Source organism: Paraclostridium bifermentans (assembly GCF_964259345.1).
Lineage (GTDB): Bacteria > Bacillota > Clostridia > Peptostreptococcales > Peptostreptococcaceae > Paraclostridium > Paraclostridium bifermentans_B.
This window is the reverse complement of record NZ_CAXVJR010000005.1, coordinates 191,195-210,500: the sequence shown is the minus strand read 5'-3', so window position 1 is coordinate 210,500 and position 19,306 is coordinate 191,195. Positions and strand designations below refer to the sequence as shown.

At 26.1% G+C, this 19,306-nt stretch carries 21 protein-coding genes; 11 read left to right on the top strand and 10 right to left on the bottom strand.

Annotation, left to right across the window (positions count from 1 at the left end; all coding sequences use genetic code 11):
- Positions 1 to 111: 111 nt before the first annotated feature.
- The gene (locus tag ACEXNK_RS11555; RefSeq protein ID WP_373598696.1) at positions 112 to 1,851 is read right to left on the bottom strand and encodes an ABC-F family ATP-binding cassette domain-containing protein; all 1,740 of its coding nucleotides are present in this window, start codon (positions 1,849 to 1,851) and stop codon (positions 112 to 114) included.
- Between the two features lie 330 nt (positions 1,852 to 2,181).
- Here ACEXNK_RS11555 and ACEXNK_RS11550 point away from each other — a divergent pair, with 330 nt between their 5' ends.
- From ACEXNK_RS11550 to ACEXNK_RS11520, 7 genes are all read left to right on the top strand, one after another.
- On the top strand, positions 2,182 to 3,336 hold the full coding sequence (locus ACEXNK_RS11550; RefSeq protein ID WP_373598695.1) for a 5-bromo-4-chloroindolyl phosphate hydrolysis family protein: 1,155 nt from the start codon (positions 2,182 to 2,184) through the stop codon (positions 3,334 to 3,336).
- Positions 3,337 to 3,363: 27 nt separating this feature from the next.
- A complete protein-coding gene (locus tag ACEXNK_RS11545; RefSeq protein ID WP_373598694.1) occupies positions 3,364 to 4,512 on the top strand; it encodes a toxic anion resistance protein in 1,149 nt (382 codons plus the stop codon).
- 125 nt (positions 4,513 to 4,637) lie between these two features.
- Positions 4,638 to 5,213 carry a hypothetical protein gene (locus ACEXNK_RS11540; protein WP_373598693.1) on the top strand — a complete coding sequence of 192 codons (576 nt, stop codon included), beginning with the start codon at positions 4,638 to 4,640 and terminating at the stop codon, positions 5,211 to 5,213.
- A gap of 284 nt (positions 5,214 to 5,497) precedes the next feature.
- Positions 5,498 to 7,327, top strand: coding sequence for a glycerophosphoryl diester phosphodiesterase membrane domain-containing protein (locus tag ACEXNK_RS11535; protein ID WP_373598692.1), 1,830 nt, complete (start codon positions 5,498 to 5,500; stop codon positions 7,325 to 7,327).
- A gap of 184 nt (positions 7,328 to 7,511) precedes the next feature.
- Positions 7,512 to 8,030, top strand: a complete 519-nt coding sequence (locus tag ACEXNK_RS11530) for a GNAT family N-acetyltransferase (RefSeq protein WP_373598691.1) — start codon at positions 7,512 to 7,514, stop codon at positions 8,028 to 8,030.
- Positions 8,031 to 8,319: 289 nt separating this feature from the next.
- Positions 8,320 to 9,027 carry a hypothetical protein gene (locus ACEXNK_RS11525; protein WP_373598690.1) on the top strand — a complete coding sequence of 236 codons (708 nt, stop codon included), beginning with the start codon at positions 8,320 to 8,322 and terminating at the stop codon, positions 9,025 to 9,027.
- 30 nt (positions 9,028 to 9,057) lie between these two features.
- Positions 9,058 to 9,690, top strand: coding sequence for a lysozyme inhibitor LprI family protein (locus tag ACEXNK_RS11520; protein ID WP_373598689.1), 633 nt, complete (start codon positions 9,058 to 9,060; stop codon positions 9,688 to 9,690).
- A 76-nt stretch (positions 9,691 to 9,766) separates the two neighbouring features.
- On the opposite strand, the gene ACEXNK_RS11515 is transcribed toward ACEXNK_RS11520, so the two are convergent.
- Complete coding sequence (locus tag ACEXNK_RS11515; protein ID WP_373598688.1) at positions 9,767 to 10,591, bottom strand: nitroreductase family protein; 825 nt, start codon at positions 10,589 to 10,591, stop codon at positions 9,767 to 9,769.
- Between the two features lie 89 nt (positions 10,592 to 10,680).
- The gene (locus ACEXNK_RS11510; protein WP_373598687.1) at positions 10,681 to 11,031 is read right to left on the bottom strand and encodes a MerR family transcriptional regulator; all 351 of its coding nucleotides are present in this window, start codon (positions 11,029 to 11,031) and stop codon (positions 10,681 to 10,683) included.
- Positions 11,032 to 11,588: 557 nt separating this feature from the next.
- Between ACEXNK_RS11510 and ACEXNK_RS11505 the strand changes: the two genes are divergently transcribed.
- A complete protein-coding gene (locus ACEXNK_RS11505; RefSeq protein WP_373598686.1) occupies positions 11,589 to 13,127 on the top strand; it encodes a M4 family metallopeptidase in 1,539 nt (512 codons plus the stop codon).
- Between the two features lie 73 nt (positions 13,128 to 13,200).
- Here ACEXNK_RS11505 and ACEXNK_RS11500 read toward each other — a convergent pair whose 3' ends face one another.
- Together ACEXNK_RS11500 and ACEXNK_RS11495 are read right to left on the bottom strand one after the other, a co-directional pair.
- Positions 13,201 to 13,473 carry a hypothetical protein gene (locus ACEXNK_RS11500; protein ID WP_373598685.1) on the bottom strand — a complete coding sequence of 91 codons (273 nt, stop codon included), beginning with the start codon at positions 13,471 to 13,473 and terminating at the stop codon, positions 13,201 to 13,203.
- Positions 13,474 to 13,568: 95 nt separating this feature from the next.
- Positions 13,569 to 13,868, bottom strand: a complete 300-nt coding sequence (locus ACEXNK_RS11495; RefSeq protein ID WP_373598684.1) for a hypothetical protein — start codon at positions 13,866 to 13,868, stop codon at positions 13,569 to 13,571.
- A gap of 486 nt (positions 13,869 to 14,354) precedes the next feature.
- On the opposite strand from ACEXNK_RS11495, the gene ACEXNK_RS11490 reads away from it, so the two are divergent.
- Complete coding sequence (locus ACEXNK_RS11490) at positions 14,355 to 15,005, top strand: YidC/Oxa1 family membrane protein insertase (RefSeq protein WP_373598683.1); 651 nt, start codon at positions 14,355 to 14,357, stop codon at positions 15,003 to 15,005.
- Positions 15,006 to 15,046: 41 nt separating this feature from the next.
- Here ACEXNK_RS11490 and ACEXNK_RS11485 read toward each other — a convergent pair whose 3' ends face one another.
- Both ACEXNK_RS11485 and ACEXNK_RS11480 read right to left on the bottom strand, forming a co-directional pair.
- A complete protein-coding gene (locus tag ACEXNK_RS11485) occupies positions 15,047 to 15,220 on the bottom strand; it encodes a hypothetical protein (protein ID WP_373598682.1) in 174 nt (57 codons plus the stop codon).
- A 111-nt stretch (positions 15,221 to 15,331) separates the two neighbouring features.
- Positions 15,332 to 15,667 (bottom strand): hypothetical protein, encoded by a 336-nt coding sequence (locus tag ACEXNK_RS11480; protein ID WP_373598681.1) that lies wholly within the window; start codon positions 15,665 to 15,667, stop codon positions 15,332 to 15,334.
- A 339-nt stretch (positions 15,668 to 16,006) separates the two neighbouring features.
- Here ACEXNK_RS11480 and ACEXNK_RS11475 point away from each other — a divergent pair, with 339 nt between their 5' ends.
- The gene (locus ACEXNK_RS11475) at positions 16,007 to 16,207 is read left to right on the top strand and encodes a cold-shock protein (RefSeq protein ID WP_373598680.1); all 201 of its coding nucleotides are present in this window, start codon (positions 16,007 to 16,009) and stop codon (positions 16,205 to 16,207) included.
- A 151-nt stretch (positions 16,208 to 16,358) separates the two neighbouring features.
- Positions 16,359 to 17,180 (top strand): hypothetical protein, encoded by an 822-nt coding sequence (locus tag ACEXNK_RS11470; protein ID WP_373598679.1) that lies wholly within the window; start codon positions 16,359 to 16,361, stop codon positions 17,178 to 17,180.
- Between the two features lie 185 nt (positions 17,181 to 17,365).
- On the opposite strand, the gene ACEXNK_RS11465 is transcribed toward ACEXNK_RS11470, so the two are convergent.
- The 3 genes from ACEXNK_RS11465 to ACEXNK_RS11455 all read right to left on the bottom strand — a co-directional run bounded on the left by ACEXNK_RS11465 (position 17,366) and on the right by ACEXNK_RS11455 (position 19,213).
- Positions 17,366 to 18,253: a DUF4300 family protein gene (locus ACEXNK_RS11465; RefSeq protein ID WP_373598678.1), complete on the bottom strand. Its 888-nt coding sequence runs from the start codon at positions 18,251 to 18,253 to the stop codon at positions 17,366 to 17,368.
- A gap of 114 nt (positions 18,254 to 18,367) precedes the next feature.
- Positions 18,368 to 18,520 (bottom strand): hypothetical protein, encoded by a 153-nt coding sequence (locus ACEXNK_RS11460; protein WP_373598677.1) that lies wholly within the window; start codon positions 18,518 to 18,520, stop codon positions 18,368 to 18,370.
- Positions 18,521 to 18,763: 243 nt separating this feature from the next.
- Positions 18,764 to 19,213 (bottom strand): staygreen family protein, encoded by a 450-nt coding sequence (locus ACEXNK_RS11455; protein ID WP_373598676.1) that lies wholly within the window; start codon positions 19,211 to 19,213, stop codon positions 18,764 to 18,766.
- Positions 19,214 to 19,306: the final 93 nt, after the last annotated feature.

Here is a 19,306-nt window from a genome sequence, read left to right as displayed (position 1 = left end):
TTGAAGGTTTATTTTTAATTAAAATTTGATATTTTGTTACTCAGCATATATATAGATAAAAATAACCCACTTATAATTGATATATTTATCAATTATAAGTGGGTTATTTATTTAAAGTGATTCAATTAATTCTTCTAACTTTGTAGATAAAGTTCTTGCACGCTCAAAATCAGTATCCTTTAAAGCCGAAGCTATTTCCATTTCAACTGATTTCTTCTTTTCTTCAATTTGTAGATAATCCTTATCAAAATGATTAGCATAAATCATCTTTCTAAACTTACGCATACTCATCTTTCTAACTGTCTTATCTTCAACAAGTAAAACATAATCCGCACAGTTAACTATAAAATGATAATCATGAGATACCATTAAAATAGCACCTTTGTAATCAGCTATGGCTTTTTCTAAAGCCATTTGAGAATAAATATCTAAGTGGCTTGTAGGCTCATCCATTAGTAACATATTTGCTTTACTAGCAGAAACCTTCGCCAATTGAAGTATATTCTTTTCTCCACCAGATAAAGATCCAATCTTTTGTGTAAGTATATCTGGATCAAAACCATATCTTCCAACATATCTTCTAATCTCACCATAAGTCTCAAATCCAACATCATAGAACTCTTCAAGTATTGTATTAGACTCATTTACTACCTCACTTTGCATTTGAGATAAGTAAGCTAGCTTAATGTCTTCATGTATTTCAATAGATTCATTATTATTTTTAAATATCTCTCTTAATAAAGTAGTTTTTCCTACACCGTTTGTACCAACAATAGCTACTTTATCAGTAGATTTTATCTCGAAGTTAACATTCTCTAAAAGAACTTCATCAAATGATATACCAAAATCACAAGCCTTTAAAGCAATAGTTTCTTCAATTTCATTATTTGTCTCTAAATTAATATATGGTTGTTTAATATCTACAAATGGAGCTTTTATTCTTTTAGCTTCTAATCTTTCTTGGATTTTAACTCTAGCTTTTAAAGCTCTACCTCTAGAAGCTTCAGCATTATATGTTGCTTTCTCTCTTAATATTTCGATTAAAGCTTCATTTCTTGCAATTTCTTCTTCATCAGCAATAGACATTTCTTGTAACTCTATTTTAGTTTGAAGAAGAGAAAAGTTGTAATCAATATATCTACCATCAAATTCTTGTAACTCTGTATTTTCAAGGTGAATAATTTTGTTAAAGCAATGATTTAATAAGTATCTGTTATGAGTAATAACTAAGATTGTTTTCTTATGAGAATTAATTAAGTTTTTAAGAGCATTAAGGTTCTCAAAGTCTAAGAATACATCTGGCTCATCCATAATCATTAAATCTGGGTTATTAAGCATTTCTTTAATAACTTGAATAAGTTTAAATTCCCCACCACTAAGCTCAGATATCATTTTATCTTTATGCTTAGCTAAATCTGCAAGATTTAACTTCTTATTTATATTGCTTTCATAATCATCACCATCAATTGCATCAAAGGCATCTAAAGCTTCTTGGTACTTTTCTAGTAAAGTGTCAATATCAGAAGATGTTTCCATTTCACTACAAATAGATGCTATTTCATCTTGTAGTTTGATAAATTGTTCAGCTATATATTCGAAAACTGTAGTTTCGTTTGTGTTGTCTAGTTGTGAGAACTGGCTTACGTATCCAATTCTTAAATTTGGATTCATTTCTAATGTACCATCAAATACATATTTTTCTGGATTCATTATTATATCTATAAGTGTACTTTTTCCGCTACCACTTGCACCTATAAAGGCACAGTGTTGACCATCTTCTAATGTAAATGAAACATTATTATATAGATCTTTTTGCGGAAGTGAGTAGGACAAGTTGTCTATTTTTATCATATAAATACCTCTCTTTATTATTGTTAAGCGTAAAAAGAGCCTATAAAAATAAGCTCTTTAATATATAATCAATCTCAATTTTATAATTGATAGTATATAGTAACGACATTTTTGATTTCTTTTGATAGCATAACATTTTTCAAGTCGAATTTCAATTATTTAAAATTGGGTTTTTGATAGGCGAATTAAAGTACTATAAAAGCACATTTTTGAGTAACCAGTTACAATTAGCCGCATTATAATATATAATAGACTTAAAATATTATCATAGTGGTATAGTATATATGTAGAGTGATGATAATTACAATAAAATAATCTGGAGGTAAGACAATGGATAAGAAAGATTTTTCTAATTTAGAAGATCAAATTATGTCTACCGTTAACAATGCACTTAAAGCAGTAGATTTTGCTAATTTGAAAAAAGATATTAATGATAAAACTGAGGGTACTATAAATCAATTTAAAACAAAGCTTAATGGGTATACTTCAAAGTATATGAATTTAAATAAAAAAAATAAAAATGATGTATCAAATTATATAAGTAAAAAACCAGCTGGAAGTAAATCAGGAGTAGTTTATATAGTATTTGGATCGATTGGGATTTGTTTTTTCGGTTCTTCAGCTTTGGGATTTCTAATATTTAAGTTATTGTTAGGTAGTATTGCTGTAGTAGGTAGCAATGTTTTGTTTGGAACTTCACTATTATTTCTTGCAGCAAGTGTAGGTTTATTAGTAAGAGGAATAAGTTTACTAAAAAGAGTAAAACGTTTTAAGACTTATGTAAGATTTATTAACGATAATAGTTATTTCTTAATTCAGGACTTAGCAAACTTTGCTAGACAGAGAAAGAGATTTGTTGTTAAAGACCTAAGTAAAATGATTGAGGTAGGTATGTTTTTAGAAGGACATATAGATGAAGAAAAAACTTATTTTATGTTAAGTGATGAAGTCTATAATGACTATTTAAATTTAAAGAAACAACAAATAATTGAAGTAGTTGAAGAAATTGATGATGAAAAATTAGAGGAAGAAATATATAATTCAGAAATAGAAGAAGTAGAAGGTACTATTAAAATAGGAAGAAATTATATTGAACAAATAAAAAATATAAGAAATGAACTTTATAAAGAAGAGATAGCTGTAAAGTTAGATAAATTAGGAGATATTTCAAACCAAATTCTTAGTCAGGTTGAGAAAAATCCTAACAAAATACAAGAGGTTAATAAATTTATAAATCATTATCTTCCTATTACTATAAAATTAATTAATTCCTATAAAGATTTAAATAATCAATCAGTTCAGGGCGAGAATATAGAAAATGCTAAAATTGAAATTGAAAAAAGTATTGATCTTATAAATAACGCTTTTGAAAATTTATTAGATGATTTATTTGAAGATGTTGTTTTAGATGTTTCAACAGATATTTCTGTTCTTAAAACATTATTTAAACAAGAGGGATTGGTAGAAGATGATTTTAAAAAGTAAGTTTCAAAGAAAATGGAGGAATAAAAGATGAGTGATGAATTTAATAAAGAGTCTATTGATATAAAACCAGAATTAACTTTTCAACCATTTCAAGAGGAAGTACTTGATGTAAAAGTAAAAGAAGAAAAGGTAGAAGAGTCAGTGGTTGAGGATATTCAATTAAGTGAAGAAGAGCAAAGAATGGTTGATCAGTTTGTAGATAAAATAGAGATAACTGATTCAAACTCTATTTTACAGTATGGGGTAGGTGCTCAAAAGAAGATTTCTGATTTTTCACAGTCAGCACTTAATAATGTAAGAACTAAAGATTTAGGCGAAATTGGGGATATGTTATCTAGTGTAGTTCATGAGTTAAAGAACTTTGAAGAGGGCGAAGATAAAAAAGGAATTTTAGGTATCTTTAAAAAGGGTAAGGATAAAGTTTCTAAAATGAAATTAAGTTATGATAAAGTAGAAAGCAATATTGGTAAGATGTGTAATGCTCTTGAAACGCATCAAATACAGCTTTTAAAAGATATTGCTATGCTAGATAAGATGTATGATATAAATAAAGTATATTTTAAAGAGCTTTCTATGTATATCTTAGCTGGGAAAAAGAAACTTCAAATATTAGAGAATGAAGAACTTCCTAAGTTACAAGAAAAAGCAAAAAGAAGTGGGAATCCTCAGGATGCTCAAGAGTTAAATGATTTTGTGGCTCTTTGTAATAGATTTGATAAGAAAATTCATGATTTAGAATTAACTAAAATGATTTCTTTACAAATGGCTCCTCAAATTCGTTTAATTCAAAATAATGATTCTTTAATGTCTGAGAAGATACAATCTACAATTATAAATACTATTCCACTTTGGAAAAATCAGATGGTTTTAGCACTTGGAGTTGCTCATGCTGCTGATGCTGCGAAAGTTCAAAGAGAAGTAACTAATATGACTAATGAACTTTTACGTAAAAATGCAGAGATATTAAAGACTTCAACTATAGAAACTGCAAAAGAATCTGAAAGAGGAATTGTTGATATTGAAACACTTAGAGCTACTAATGAGTCGTTAATTTCAACGCTTGATGAAATACTTAATATACAAACAGAAGGACGTCAAAAACGTAGAGAAGCCGAAGTAGAATTAAGAAATATTGAAAATGAATTGAAAAATAAGCTTTTAGATTTTAGAATGTAGAATTTAAGAAATAAGCACTTATCTTTGAAAGATGGAGTGCTTTTTTTTATTATTAAATAAGATGACTTATATATATACAACTGGTATTATTTAGGTAAAAGAGTGATATTAAAAAGGGGGAAAAAATGATAATAATTGATTTAATGATAATAATGTTATTTATATATAGTATTGTTTTGTTAAGTGGATTAAAACTAATGTTTAATTCTAAGTATGTTCAAGTGATAACTTTTTTACTTATAACGTATACTCCACTTACGCAGTTAATAGAGGGATATAAATTAGGATATACAGGTATTGGTAGCATAATAATATTTATTATAGTGTTTTTATTAATATTTATATGGGGATACAGAAGAAATAAATATATATATTCAATACATAATGTTAAACAAGAGGATGTAATGAATATAATTGAGGAATATTTAAAAATAAAAAATATCAAGTATGAAGCAAGAGATGAAGAAATATATTTACCAGAGTGTTATAAAACTATCTATGCTAATAATTTAATAGAAAAAAGTTTAAATCTCAAAGAGATAAAAGATATGGACTTTTATAATGAGTTAGTAGAGAGCGTCAGAGTTGGAGTTAAAGGAATAAAGAAAAGATATTTTCCTATAGAGGGTATGATGTATTTAATTTTCGTTGGGATTTTTTATTGGATTAGAACTGATTTTTTAGTTGGTTTTCTAAAGTAATATATATTAGTAACTTTTGAAAAAATTAAAGAGAGAGTGCCTATAAAGGAGTACCGTTTTGGTACTCCTTTATTTATATTTGAGCTATGCATAAAATATTTACTAACTAGACAAAAATTTACAAAATATAACAATTATATTATATACTTATACTATATTACATAATATGTAAAAGGCTAATTATTTAAGTGTAAATATGGAACTTACAGAAAGGTAGATGAAAGAATTAAAAAGCGAGCAACGTAGTAAAATAGAATATAGAGGTGAAATATATGGAGAAAAATATGAACAATAAAATTTTAAATAAATTTATTTTGATAACCAAGTATAATTTTGGTACATTAATTTTATTTCAACTGTTTCATAAATTAATAGTTTTACTGATGGTTCCAATTTATAAGTATATATTTGATATAGCACTAATGAGTTCAAATATAAAATATTTAAACGTAGATAATGCTATAAATTTATTGACTAACCCAATATCACTAATATTAATAATAGTAATATTAGTGTTATTAGCATTTATTATATTGTTTGAATTTGTTTCGATGATTATATGTTTTAATGAGTCTTTCCAGTGTAAAAATATTGGGCTTTTAGAATTAGTTAAAATATCAATCAGTAGATGTATACAAATACTTAAATTTAAAAATATATCATTAATAATATTTGTATTACTAATAATTCCACTAACAAATTTAACATTAACTTCTACTTTTATAGGAAAATTAAAATTACCAGATTATATACAAGATTATATAAATTCTAGTCAAACATTAAGTATACTTTATTTTGTTGTTATGTTGATTTTATACATATTAGTTATTAGATGGATTTTTAGTATAAATGAAATTGTATTATCAACAAATAGCTTTAAAGAAGCTAGAGAAAATAGTAAAAAAATTACTAAGGGTAAGTATATTAAAATAATTTTAATTTCTGTAGGAGCATTTATAGTAACTACAATTATAGGATATATAATTTATAATGTTGCTATTATACTAATAGGTCTTTGGACGAAATATTATATTCCAAGATATTATGACTTTAATACTAACCTAAAAGATAAATTTATAAACCGATGCTTTATGTTTAATGAATATGCAATAGTTGCTTCAATGATATTCAACGCTATAATTAGTTTTGGTGTTATTTCATCTCTATATTATGAATATAAAGGTATTACTCCAAATGAAACTAGTATTGATAAAAATAAAAAGCCAGTGTTAAAATCTATTTTTAAATTAGTAGTAATATTAATTTTATTTCAAATTGAATCTTTAGGGTTTTCATATTTAACTCAAAATGATCAATTTAATACATCATTTTTCTATAATACAACAGCTACAGGACATAGGATAGCTGCGGCAAGAGCCCCGGAAAATACAGTAGCAGCACTTAAAGAAGCTATTAATGGTAATGCAAAATATATAGAAATAGATGTTCAGGAGACAAAGGATGGAGAACTAATTGTAATACACGATTCTAACTTTAAAAGAACTACAGGTGTAGATAAAAATACTTGGGAGGTTAATTATGACGAAGTTAAAACTTACGACGCAGGAAGTTATTTTAGTTCAGACTTTGCTGGGGAGAAGATACCAACACTTCAAGAAATAATAGATCATTCTAAAGGAAAAACAAAGCTAGTAATAGAGATAAAACTTAATGGACATGAAAAGGGTGATATAACTAAAAAAGTTTTAGATGTGGTTAAGGCTAATAATATTGAGAAGCAGTGTATTATAGCATCTATGGACAAAAACGTATTAAAAAGAGTTAAACAATTAGATCCGAATATGGAAACATGTTATCTAACAGCAGTAGCATATGGTAGTCTTTATGATTGGGATTATGTTGATATATATGGTATTGAATCTACATTTGCAAATAAAAAAGCTATTGAAGAAATACACAATAAGGGTAAAAAAGTATTTGTTTGGACTGTTAATAATAGCGACCTAATAGATAAGCTAATAGATTTAAACGTTGATAGCATAATAACGGATAATCCATATTTAGTTGAGGATTCTATATATTGGAAGAAAAATGGATCTATAAATAAAGTAGCTAATATTTTATTTACTAATAATGATAAAAAAGGTAATTAATTTATATAGTTATCCTTTAAAAGTGAAATACCCCACTCTTCAACGTAGTAAGGTGGGGAGGTTCAAAATGAGTTAGTAGAGAATGTTAGAGTTGGTATTAAAGGAATAAAGAAAAGATTTTTTAGTTGGTTTTCTAAAGTGATATATTATGAAACTAGATTATGGTTACATAAGGGGGGATAAGATGAAAAGTATAGAGTTAAAAACAAATCGATTAATTATTAAAAGTACTAAAAAAGAAGATGCTGATTTCTGTTTGGATATATGGTTAGATGTTGAAATGGGAAAATATTTATCAGACCCACCACGTGAAAAAGCAGGTGATACTTATATAAAATGGAAAGATAGTGTAGAAGTGTATGATGGATGCTATTACTTTATTGCAATTTCTAAAGAAAATGGAAATTATATTGGAACATGTAGTGCTGTTCCAAGTGAAAACAAAATACATTGGGATTTAGGCTATGCAATTCATAAAAAGTATTGGCGTCAAGGATATGCTACAGAAATGATAAAAGCATTATGTGATTTTTGTACAGAAAATGGAGCAAAATATATAACTGCAGATGTTGCTAAATTAAATAATGGTTCAAATGCAGTATTAAGAAAACTTGGTTTTAAGATTGAAAAAGAAGGTACTTTCAAAAAGAGTGGAACTGATGTTACTTATGAAAATTATACTTATAGACTTGATTTGCAATAAATAATAAAAATATTTATTTGATATTATCAGTAACTTTTGAAAGAGTTAAAGGGATAGTGTATATAAAGGAGTACCGTTTTGGTACTCCTTTATTTATGTTTAAATATTATTTTAAATAAGTAAATGTTAAAACATTTATTTTAAGATGCATGAAATAATTAATGATTAGACAATAATTTACAAAATATAACAATAATATACTATATAATATAGTAAGCAAAGGATTAGTTATATAAAATGTATTTAATTATACCTATGATAAATTGTGATTATATAAGGGGATGAAGTAATGAAAAAATTGATCGGGTTGATAATGTTAGTGTTTATGATATCAGTTACTGGATGCACAAATACTGAAAAGACTTCGAATAAAGAGGTTCAGACTAGCAAGATAGTTTATTGTGATAATTGTGGTTCAGAGTCAAAGGAAGTAACTAAGTTTTGTTCAAACTGTGGAGTAGAAGCTAAATGGGTATCAGAGAAGCCTGAAGTTAAAGAAAATATAAAGCAAGAGTCCAACAAGAAAGAGGAGAAAGAAACTAAAAAAGAAACAACTAATAAGGTGTCAAAAGGAACTAAACAAAAAGTTAAAGAAAGTGAAAATAATAATGAAGAAGATTATAGAGAGTGCTGGGTATGTGGAGAAAAAGATAAAATAAGCAACTTAGAGCATTTACATGGAATAGGCTATTATGTACATGTTAAATGTTATGAAAACTCACCAAGTTGTGAAACATGTGGAAATAAATTGCTTGGAATAGATGGGGATGAAGATAATATTTGTGATTTTTGTGAGGATCATGTGTGTAGTGTATGTGGTAAATATTATGAAGATACTTCTGAACTTTATGATGGTGTTTGTAATACTTGTCAATTTAATGAAGCGTATAAAGATTCAGCGGTATGTAATTCATGTTCAGAAATTGTAGATAAGAGTTTTATTGGACAGAAGTGTTCATCATGTGGAGAGGGAGTATATGAAGCTGCAGTAAATTAATTAACTTTAGTTAAATAAGGGGATGAAAAAATGAAAAAGATTTTAATCTTAACAACAGTATTATTTATGTTAATTATGACAGGATGTAATAATAATGAAAAAGATGATACAAAGAGTGTGGAAAGTGCACAAACTGTCTACTGTGATAAATGCGGAGAAGAATCAAAAGAAGTAACTAAGTTTTGTTCAAATTGTGGAGAAGAAGCAAAATGGTTAGCTGAAAAACCTGATATATCAAAAGTAAAAAAAGAAGAAGCTAAAGATGAAAGTAAAGAGGTAGATAATAATAAAGAAGAATCGAAACATAGTTACAAGGACGAATATATAAATAAGCTTAATTCATTAGAAGAAGGAATGAGTGATTTAGACTATCTATATGAAAATGGAGTAACTGCGGAAATGAATGAAGCAGAGGCTACAAAATTTGGAAGATGGGATAATATGTTAAATGAAATATATAGTTTGCTAAAGACTCAACTTACAGAAAGTGAGATGAATGATCTAAGAAGTAAACAACGTAGCTGGATAGAATATAGAGATAAAACTGCAGATAGAGAGTCTAGTGAATGTGGAGGTTCTATGGCAGGAGTACAATATAATACTACAATGGGACGTGTTACAAAAGAAAGATGCTATGAATTAGTAAATACATACATGAAATAAATAATGTATAAATCTTAGAGGGAGTACCGTTTTGGTACTCCCTTTTAGAATGTAAAATATTGATAAATTACTTAAATTATAATCTTATTACATTTACATCTTTTCTTGGAACTGTTCTCTTATACTGCACTTTTGGATAACCAATTACCATACATGCAACTAACTCTTCGCCATCTTCTATTTGTAGGAACTTATTTATCTCAGGATTAGATTTTGCAGCATGTGCTAAAAATCCACTAAAATATGTTCCAAGACCTAAAGCATTTACCATAAGCTCCATTTTTGATGCTGATAAAGCTCCGTTTATAACATTCTTAGATTTTACTATTATCAATGATGGAGCTTTAAAGAATAATCTATCTTCTCCATCTGGATTTTCTATAAACTTTCTATACATATCCTTCCACATATTAGCGTAATTTCTAACTTGAACTGGAGTAGCTTCATCAGACAATAAATAATCAGCTTGTCTATTTAAAGTTTCAAGTACAATTTGTCTAAGTTCAAGCATTTTGTCTTTTACAACAACATATGAAACGTCTTGTGCATTTAATCCAGTTTGTGTAAACTTACCAGCTTCAATTATCTTATCTATTTTTTCTTCTTCTACATCTTTTTTAGAAAATAATCTAACACTTCTTCTAAATTTCATGAAATTCATTAATACATCTGAATCTACTAAAAAATCTTTATCATTATATTCTTTTACGTCATTCATTGAATATTCTTTTTCATCATCACAAGATATAGCCTTTACAGGACAGATTGCAATACAATGCCCACATTTTATACAAGTTTCATTCTTTATATGAGATTTTCCATCAATCATAGTTATATCATTTGCTATACAATCTTGTTTACATAAAGTACATCCTATACATTTATCAGTATTTACTAACATTAAAAAAACCCCTCTCAGTTAAGTTTGTGGTTATAATTATATTTATTAAACTATACTTTAAGTCAAGTTTTTTAATAGAAAAATTTATACTAATTATTTTGCATTTTTTCTAGACTTGAATTTATCTTATCAATATGAGTTTTTAGTACTCTTCTTTGTTCTTCTAATTTATCTCTATGATGGGTTAAAATATCTATTGCTGATTGATTATTATTTGTATCTGTTAGCACATTTAAATTATTACGTATTTCTTTTACCGACATCCCTATGTATCTTAAGCATCTAATTAAACTTATTAACTCTATATCTTTTTCTGAAAATACCCTTATATTATTTTCATCTCTTTTAAGTTCGGGTAATAGACCTTCTTTTTCGTAATATCTTATTTTTGATTGAGATATATTAGTTATTTCAGAAACTTCTTTTATCCTATACTCCATATAAATTACTCCTTATAATTAACGTTGATTTTAATCATTATAACCTATCTTATATATTTTATAAATTATATGAGAACTTAGCTTTAATAAGTGGAAGATAATTTTATATTTAAAAAGCTAACTGGTTTGTAGGTAGAAGCTTATATATTAACCTATGATTATAATTGAAATGAGTAAGGTAGACGTACTTTTAGGTATTATTAATTTAGTGAAATTTATGGGGGTTAATAAAAAAATTAGTATTCTAATTATTTATTCGCAAAAATAGTTGACAATCTAACTAACGCTATATACTATTTATAGTGTAAGAAATAACATAATTATGTTGAAAAAAATAAATTTTTGTATACAAAATCATTTTAATCTGAACTAAATCTATAACTTTCAAGCTTTTATTACAAAAGCAATCAAAAATCATATTCTTAAATTTCACAACAGAAAAATCAAAACCAATAAATTTTAAATCTTAATTAGTATTTGTATGTAATAGTTAATTACTATTATTTAACGTGCAAATTTGACATTATTATTGAAAATAACAAGGGGGACAAATGTAAATGATTAAAAAAAATATAGCCATTTTAACAATGGCAGGATTAACGTTTAGTTTTTTAGCACCTTCTATAAGTTATGCAGATACTCAAAAAAAAGAGGACTTACCGCAAGCATATAATGTTACCACAGAACAAGATTTAAAAAGCGTATTAAAAAATGTATCAGATAAATATAGTATAAAAAATAATGCAGATCAATATGAATTAGTAGATAAAGAAAAAGATGAATTAGGATTTACTCATTATACGTTAAAGCCTAAAGCTAATGGATATTTTGCAGAAGCATCAGAAGTTAAAATACATACAAATGAGTCTGGAAAAGTTGTTTTTGTAAATGGGGATTTAGATCAAGGAAAATTAGAAGTTAAAAATAAAACTAACATAGATAAAAATAAAGCTATAGACTTAGCATTTAAATCAATTGAAAAATCGCCTGATGAAGTTAAAAACTTATCAGGGAAAGATGTTGTAAAAGATGCAAAGGTTGTTGTTGATGAAAAAAGTAATAGAGCTATATACAGTATAGAATTAACATACACTATCCCAGAACCAGCCCACTGGATTATCAAACTGGATGCAGAAAATGGAAACATAATTGAAAAACAAAATATATTAGAGGAAGCAACTCAAACAACAGGTACAGGAATAGGTGCTAATGGAGAAGTAAAAACACCTTTAAATATGACAGAAGATGGAGGTAAGTATTTTTTACTAGATACTACTCATAAGGGGAAAATAAGTACTATAGGATTTGAAGCTTTTAAAGGTGAAGGCATAGTAGGTAGTGTTGTATCTAATATCAAAAACACTTTTGATGAGGACAAGTTTAAAGCTGCTGTAGATGCTCATTACTTTACAGATAAAGTTTATAATTATTACAAAAACGTTCACAATAGAGAAAGTTACGATGCCAAAGGATCTGACATATATTCTTATGTAAATGTACCAAATCCAGAAACAGGTAAGAGTTGGAGCAATGCAGCTTGGACTGGAACAGAGATGATATATGGTGATGGTAATAAAACAACTGAAAATCCTTTCACGGCAGCCGATGATGTTGTTGCACATGAAATTACACATGGTGTTACTTCATCTACAGCTAACTTAATTTACATGTATGAACCAGGAGCACTAAATGAATCTTTTTCAGATGTATTTGGATACTTTGTAGATAGTGAAGATTGGACAATGGGAGAAGATTTATATAAAGCACCTAATACAGCTATGAGAGATTTAAAAGAACCTAGAAAATATAATCAGCCACAACATATGGATGAATATAAATTTTTAAGTATAGATTATGATAGAGGTGGAGTGCATATAAATAGTGGTATTCCTAATAAGGCTGCATACAATACTATTACAAAATTAGGAAAAGAAAAAGCAGAAAAAGTTTATTACAGAGCACTTACAAAATATCTAACAAGACTATCAGATTTCTCAGAAGCTAGTCAAGCTTTAGCTCAATCAGCAAGAGATCTTTATGGAGAAGATGCAGCTAAACAAGTTGAAACATCATGGAATGAAGTTGGAGTATATTAATTTTTAGATAAAATATATTCAGATATAAAAATAAAAAACCGTATCATAATTAATTGATACGGTTTTTTTATTTTTACACACCCGAGTTACATGCAATAATATATAAGCTAATAAGTGCTGAATATATAGTTATTATTAAGCAATAATGAACTACCATATTTATTTTTTTATGTATTATCCAATATACTACTGATAAAAAGCAATATATTAAAAATACACTTAATAACACTAGCGGGATAGTATACGAACTGTGTTCAACAACCCAATCAGGGATTGATATAAAAGTTAAAGCTATAACCCCTGCTATAATCCAATCTATCATTTTCCAATCATTATATTTACTCATTTTTAAATTCACTCCATTCAAGTCATTTTATTACTAAGGCAATTAGTAATTATATAAAATTAAATACATATAAAGTTAAATACAAAAATTTAGACTTATAATAATCGGTAAATATCCATATAAAACACTAAAAGAACAAAAAGCCATATAATTAAAGATATTAAGGCTATTAATAATTTACCTTTTGTATTTTTTTCAGCAGTTTTATATGCACAACATAACTCATATTGATCTAAACCCCCAACTATTAGAAGTAATATAAATAGAGCTGAATTAAATATTAAACTATTTGGAATTTCAAATATAGGAAATACAATCAGTCTTATAACTAAAAGAAATACAAGTATATTACAAATATATGATTTTAGTTTTTCAAGTTTTTCTCTTGATGTCATAAAAATTTCACTTCCTTGATATTTTTAATAAAGTAAAAATTATTTTAACATATAAAATTAAAAGAAATTTAAAAGTGGACTAAGATAGATTCTATTTGGAGTGAAATAGTAATTTAAATTGTAGAAAGATTGTAATAGCTATTTTTGGGTAAATATAGTATTATGTAATATAAGTAAATTAATTGTGAGGTGAAATAATGAGACCTGATATAGATAATATGATGTATATATTAATCTATGCGGCATTTTTAATTTCCATAATTGGATCTCTAGTTTACTTCTGTAAAGAATCGTTGTGTTCTAAAATTAATGATACTTTTATAAAGATTGTTTTTTATAATAGACTAGGATATCTTTATAAACTAATACCAAAACAGTATTTCGTATTTCAGAAATACAACATTTGGAGGTATTGTAGTCAATTTTAATTGAAATGAAATTTTTTAATCCCAAAATATTAAATTATAAATAGAAGGAGATAATAAAATGGATTTCATTTCAAGTATATTACAAGATTTATTAAGTATATTATTTAGTTTTACAGGAGATTTAGGAGTTGCAATAGTTGTTGTAACATTAATGGTTAAATTAATAATTATGCCGTTATCTATGAAACAAAAATTCTCTATGAGAAAACAACAAGACATGGCTGAAAAGATGAACAAGATAAAGGAAAAATACAAAAATAATCCTAAGGAGCTGGAAAAACAGATAGAGTCACATGCAGTTGAAAGCATGAAAAGTATGGCAGGACTGTTTACCTTATTGCTTCAAATGCCGATAGTATTTGCACTTTATAAAACATTTTCAAGTATGCCACAAGATTTTGCTAGTTCTATAGTACCTTGGGTAAATAACTTAAGCATGTCTGATAATTTATTTATAATACCTTGTATATATGCATTAACAATGTTAGCACCAAATTTAATAAACCGTATACCTTATTTTAAAAACAGTTCTCAAGTAGAACTTAATAAATACATGGTTATAATGACAATAGTTATGAGTTTTATGTTTACTGCTAAAACTCCAGTTGCAATAGGTTTATACTTTATAACGAGTGGTGTTTACACATTAATTGAAGATATATGCTTTAGAATTTATTTTAAATCAAAAAATAAATTGGCATTAGAATAAATAAAAGCCCTTAGAATAATTAAATTCTAAGGGCTTTAACTTTATAGTTTTTTATTGTTTAAATATAAATATACAAATATAATTGATAAATATGTTAATGTTAAAATTATTGAACCTTTATTAATTTCAAAATTATAACTTCTGTATAATATTCCAAGATAAATAGGCATAGTTAAAATTATTTTATGTATTGGTTTAGTTTTTTCTGTTTCCATTTTTTTACCCCTTATATTTTTAATAAACTCAAGTTTATTTTAGCATATAAAATTTAAATAGCTTTAAAAGTGGATTAACATAGCTTTTATTTGGATTAAAATAGTAGTATTTTATATTTCTTTTAATATATCTTTTAATTTATTAATTTCATTATCGTTATCTTCAAAATGTACTCGATTAGAATTTTTCACATCAGTTTCATTAGAATCTAACATAGCCAATAAAATAGTATCAGGATCAGGAGTTACTATGTTATTATCTTTAAATTCTTGTTCTTCTTTAGTAAGTTTTTCCCCTTTAACTTCTTTCTCCGTTATAGTTTTACTTAAAATCATTTTTTCAATAGCTTCTAATATAGGATCTTTCTTTTCTTTTTTTGAAGCATTAAAAAAACTGTTATTTGATGAAGCTAAGAAATTAGTATTTCCGATTAGATTTGTAATCATAGATTTTTATCCTCCTAAGTTTTGTTATAAATATATCCGTAAATAAGAAGGTAAACTTTAGTTAAAATACCATATATTAAAAATTAAATTTGAGAATAGTAGATTTTAGTTACAAATTTATAGATTTTAATCCAATTGTATTTTAAAAAAATCTAGTAGTGATAAACTAGAACTAAAGTTAAAAGGGGAGAGTTATAATGAAAAGAAAAATAAATAAAAATATTAAAAATTCAAAAAACTATATCTATTTATTTTTATCTGTGTTATAATAATATTTGTAGAGATACAACAAATAATTATCAAGTAAAACTTGATACAGGTTAATAGGAGTTATGTTCAATGAATAACGGAATAGTAAAATGGTTTAACAATGAAAAAGGATTTGGTTTTATATCAGTAGAAGGTGGAGATGATGTATTCGTACATTTTTCAGCTATACAAACTGATGGATTTAAGTCATTAGAAGAAGGTCAAAAAGTAAACTTTAATATAGTTGAAGGTGCTAGAGGTCCTCAAGCAGAAAACGTAACTGTATTATAATATATATATGTTCGTGGAAAAGACACATTATGTGTCTTTTTTTTGTATAATCAAGTATATATTTTTGAATATATTCAATATATATACTTTTCAAAAAATAATGGAGTGAGTTATAATAAAGTATATTATTATTTTTTATAGGAAGGGTTATATGAGTATAAAAAGATATAATGAAGAAAAACCAGAATTAATAAATTCAATAGTATGTGCTATAGACATACTAGGATTCTCTCAAATGATACAAAAGTCTTGTGAAGAAGGTTATGGTAATACTTTATTAACAGAAATAAATTACCTAATAAACAAAAACAAAAGCTGTATAATACCAAATAAGTATAGCAAAGGTAGGATAAAAATATTTACTGATAACATGGTAGTAGCATATCCAATATCAGGAGATGCAGAACAAGAATTAGATGAAATCTTAGATAATGTATCTGAATATCAATTTAACTTAGCTTTAGAGGGATTATTTGTAAGGGGTGGAATTAGTACTGGAGATTTCTACATAAATGAAGATATAGTATTTGGGCCAGCATTACTTGAGGCTCACAATGTGGAAAGTAAACTAGCATGTTACCCAAGGATTGTGATAGATGATAAAACAACAAATCTATTAAAGAAACATATAAAGTATTATGATGTAGCACCTCAAACTGCGAAAGTTTTAATAGATAATGATGGAAGATGGTTCTTGAATTATTTAAACACTATATTTAAGTATTATACACAATGTAACAATGAATATGAATTTGAAAGAGTGCAGTATGGTTTACTTTTAAGACATAAAAATAAGTTAGAAGAGTTATTGTGTCTTCATAGTAAAGATATGAGAGTATGGGACAAGTATGTATGGACTGCAAATTATCACAATTACTTTTGTGATTTAAATTTTCCTGGAGAAAAAGATTTAAAAATAAATAAAAGATTATTACTATCGTGGCCGAGAAATATAAGTTCAGAAGATTTATAGTTATAAATTAAAGATTAATATTTCAAGGGAATGATATTATCTATTAAAAAGCCTGTATAATTAATTATATAGGCTTTGATTTTGTTCTAATTATTAATTTAGAAGGGAGAAGATATATTATGGATATATGGATGAATGCATTGAAAACTGGTAGAGAAATTGAATTTGAATATAATAACTATTTTCTAAATATCATATTTAAATATAAGTTCATCATTTTGCAAAATCATTAGTTTGCAGTTTTTAATATCCTTGAACTGTGTAAGTATATATTGATTTAAGTCATTATAATTTTGAAATCTTGAAACTTGATAAGGAAAACAAGGATTCTTTTTTTCAATAAAATAAAGAATATTACTATCTTCAACCAATAAACCTGCATGACCTGGAGTAGCTAACACTTTGGTATCATTAGGCTCAATAAGTACTGCTTGAATTAGGCTTGGAGTACTATTTTTAAATATTAAGTTTTCCTTTTTCCAACAGTCTTTCAAAGTTTTTAGAGTTTCATCATAAACATTAGGGTTTTTAAAATCATATATATCTAAATCAATAGGAGTAAATAAACTTCTAAATGTAGTGGCATTTTTATCTGTAAAATTATCTTCAAAAACAGTACTTATTCTTTGTATTTCTTTTTCTATAGTAGGATCATGTTTTTTTGTAAAGGATTCACTAGAAATCATATCTTTCATCAACATAAATGCACTGATTCTACAGTTTAAATCTAGAGAATCATCTTCTTCAGTCCATCCATTTAAATTTTCAGCAAAATTGATTTTATTATATCTATTTAAATTTATATTAATCCAACCATCACATGTCTTTTGTATGAAACTTTTGCTTTTTAAATTATATTTTTTTACATAATCTAACCAAAGATTAATATTTTCTTTAGGAATATTGTTATTTAGTAATAAGGTTTTTGTATTAGAAACTACTTTGTTGTTATTTAAGTAATTAAAGTCAAATGATATTTTAGATTCAGATGAAGTTAAATATTTAGTTGTAAGACATATTGAGAAAAGTATAATAAATAAAGATAGAAAAATGTGTTTTTTTAAAAATTTCATTACATAGCCCCTTGTTTAATAAAAATAATATATATAATTTAAAGCATATGAAAAAAGCCATTAAATTTTAATAGCTTTTTTACTAGATTAGTAATACCGAATACCTAATCTAAATTAATGTGTTTTGTTATGTAATTTATAGAAGCTTGTTTTTAAAAAGTAGAAAGCTAAAGCTAACACTATAAAAACAGCAGATATAAATAAACCAAAATCTATCCATCCCCAATTAGAATAATTTATACCTAAAAAATTAAGTAAATAAGTCATAAATATTCACTCCCTTATAATTGTAAATGTATAATAATTATACCCTAAATACGCATTTAACAACAGTAAAAGGCAGTTGTTGCAATAGTCTAAGAACTTTAATAAAGTTTGAAAACTAATGATTTATATAAGATGAATATATATAAATAGATTATTTGATATAACTTTTAAAGAAAAATATAAATTTCTTATAATGAAATAAGTTTTTAATATATATTTATAAATTAGAGGGGTAATACTTTTTTACCCCTCTATATAATCTTTTACATATCCATAAAACTCATAATTATTAAATATTGGTATAGAAGAATCAAACTTTATATAAATAGGAGAATCTAAAAGCTTCGGATTTTTCTTTAGAAATTCTCTATCTCCATAAAATATAGCTTCTAAAGCCAATTTCATATGAGTTTTAAAAGCGTTGTACTTCATCAAAGAAGAAACCAAATCTAAACTTCCAATATAAGCGTACAAAAACAATCCATACCCATCATCAAAAGCTTTCCAAGTACCTAAAAGTTCATCTCTTAAATCCAAATTTATAGCATCATAATTATACTCATTGGCTACATCAAAAAACAACATACCTGTTTCATCGGAATGAGTAAGAGTATACCTTCTATCCTCAATAGGACCATAAGGAGTTATAGGTTCAATAAAGGTCGTTTCTAATTTATCGGGGTTAAATTCCATATCATTCACCAACCTAAAAAATTTTGACTTCTATATAATAATATTAAAATAAGGACAAATAGGTTACGAAAATATATAAGTGTATTTCAAATA

Bases quoted from the DNA above. Each gene is read 5' to 3' on its own strand.
- ACEXNK_RS11520 (WP_373598689.1), top strand. From the start codon at position 9,058: ATGAAAAAGATTTTAATCTTAACAACAGTATTATTTATGTTAATTATG.
- ACEXNK_RS11505 (WP_373598686.1), top strand. From the start codon at position 11,589: ATGATTAAAAAAAATATAGCCATTTTAACAATGGCAGGATTAACGTTT.
- ACEXNK_RS11460 (WP_373598677.1), bottom strand. From the start codon at position 18,520: ATGACTTATTTACTTAATTTTTTAGGTATAAATTATTCTAATTGGGGA.
- ACEXNK_RS11500 (WP_373598685.1), bottom strand. From the start codon at position 13,473: ATGAGTAAATATAATGATTGGAAAATGATAGATTGGATTATAGCAGGG.
- ACEXNK_RS11525 (WP_373598690.1), top strand. From the start codon at position 8,320: ATGAAAAAATTGATCGGGTTGATAATGTTAGTGTTTATGATATCAGTT.
- ACEXNK_RS11545 (WP_373598694.1), top strand. From the start codon at position 3,364: ATGAGTGATGAATTTAATAAAGAGTCTATTGATATAAAACCAGAATTA.
- ACEXNK_RS11465 (WP_373598678.1), bottom strand. From the start codon at position 18,253: ATGAAATTTTTAAAAAAACACATTTTTCTATCTTTATTTATTATACTT.
- ACEXNK_RS11515 (WP_373598688.1), bottom strand. From the start codon at position 10,591: ATGTTAGTAAATACTGATAAATGTATAGGATGTACTTTATGTAAACAA.
- ACEXNK_RS11475 (WP_373598680.1), top strand. From the start codon at position 16,007: ATGAATAACGGAATAGTAAAATGGTTTAACAATGAAAAAGGATTTGGT.
- ACEXNK_RS11490 (WP_373598683.1), top strand. From the start codon at position 14,355: ATGGATTTCATTTCAAGTATATTACAAGATTTATTAAGTATATTATTT.
- ACEXNK_RS11480 (WP_373598681.1), bottom strand. From the start codon at position 15,667: ATGATTACAAATCTAATCGGAAATACTAATTTCTTAGCTTCATCAAAT.
- ACEXNK_RS11530 (WP_373598691.1), top strand. From the start codon at position 7,512: ATGAAAAGTATAGAGTTAAAAACAAATCGATTAATTATTAAAAGTACT.
- ACEXNK_RS11535 (WP_373598692.1), top strand. From the start codon at position 5,498: ATGAACAATAAAATTTTAAATAAATTTATTTTGATAACCAAGTATAAT.
- ACEXNK_RS11540 (WP_373598693.1), top strand. From the start codon at position 4,638: ATGATAATAATTGATTTAATGATAATAATGTTATTTATATATAGTATT.
- ACEXNK_RS11510 (WP_373598687.1), bottom strand. From the start codon at position 11,031: ATGGAGTATAGGATAAAAGAAGTTTCTGAAATAACTAATATATCTCAA.
- ACEXNK_RS11485 (WP_373598682.1), bottom strand. From the start codon at position 15,220: ATGGAAACAGAAAAAACTAAACCAATACATAAAATAATTTTAACTATG.
- ACEXNK_RS11495 (WP_373598684.1), bottom strand. From the start codon at position 13,868: ATGACATCAAGAGAAAAACTTGAAAAACTAAAATCATATATTTGTAAT.
- ACEXNK_RS11550 (WP_373598695.1), top strand. From the start codon at position 2,182: ATGGATAAGAAAGATTTTTCTAATTTAGAAGATCAAATTATGTCTACC.
- ACEXNK_RS11455 (WP_373598676.1), bottom strand. From the start codon at position 19,213: ATGGAATTTAACCCCGATAAATTAGAAACGACCTTTATTGAACCTATA.
- ACEXNK_RS11470 (WP_373598679.1), top strand. From the start codon at position 16,359: ATGAGTATAAAAAGATATAATGAAGAAAAACCAGAATTAATAAATTCA.
- ACEXNK_RS11555 (WP_373598696.1), bottom strand. From the start codon at position 1,851: ATGATAAAAATAGACAACTTGTCCTACTCACTTCCGCAAAAAGATCTA.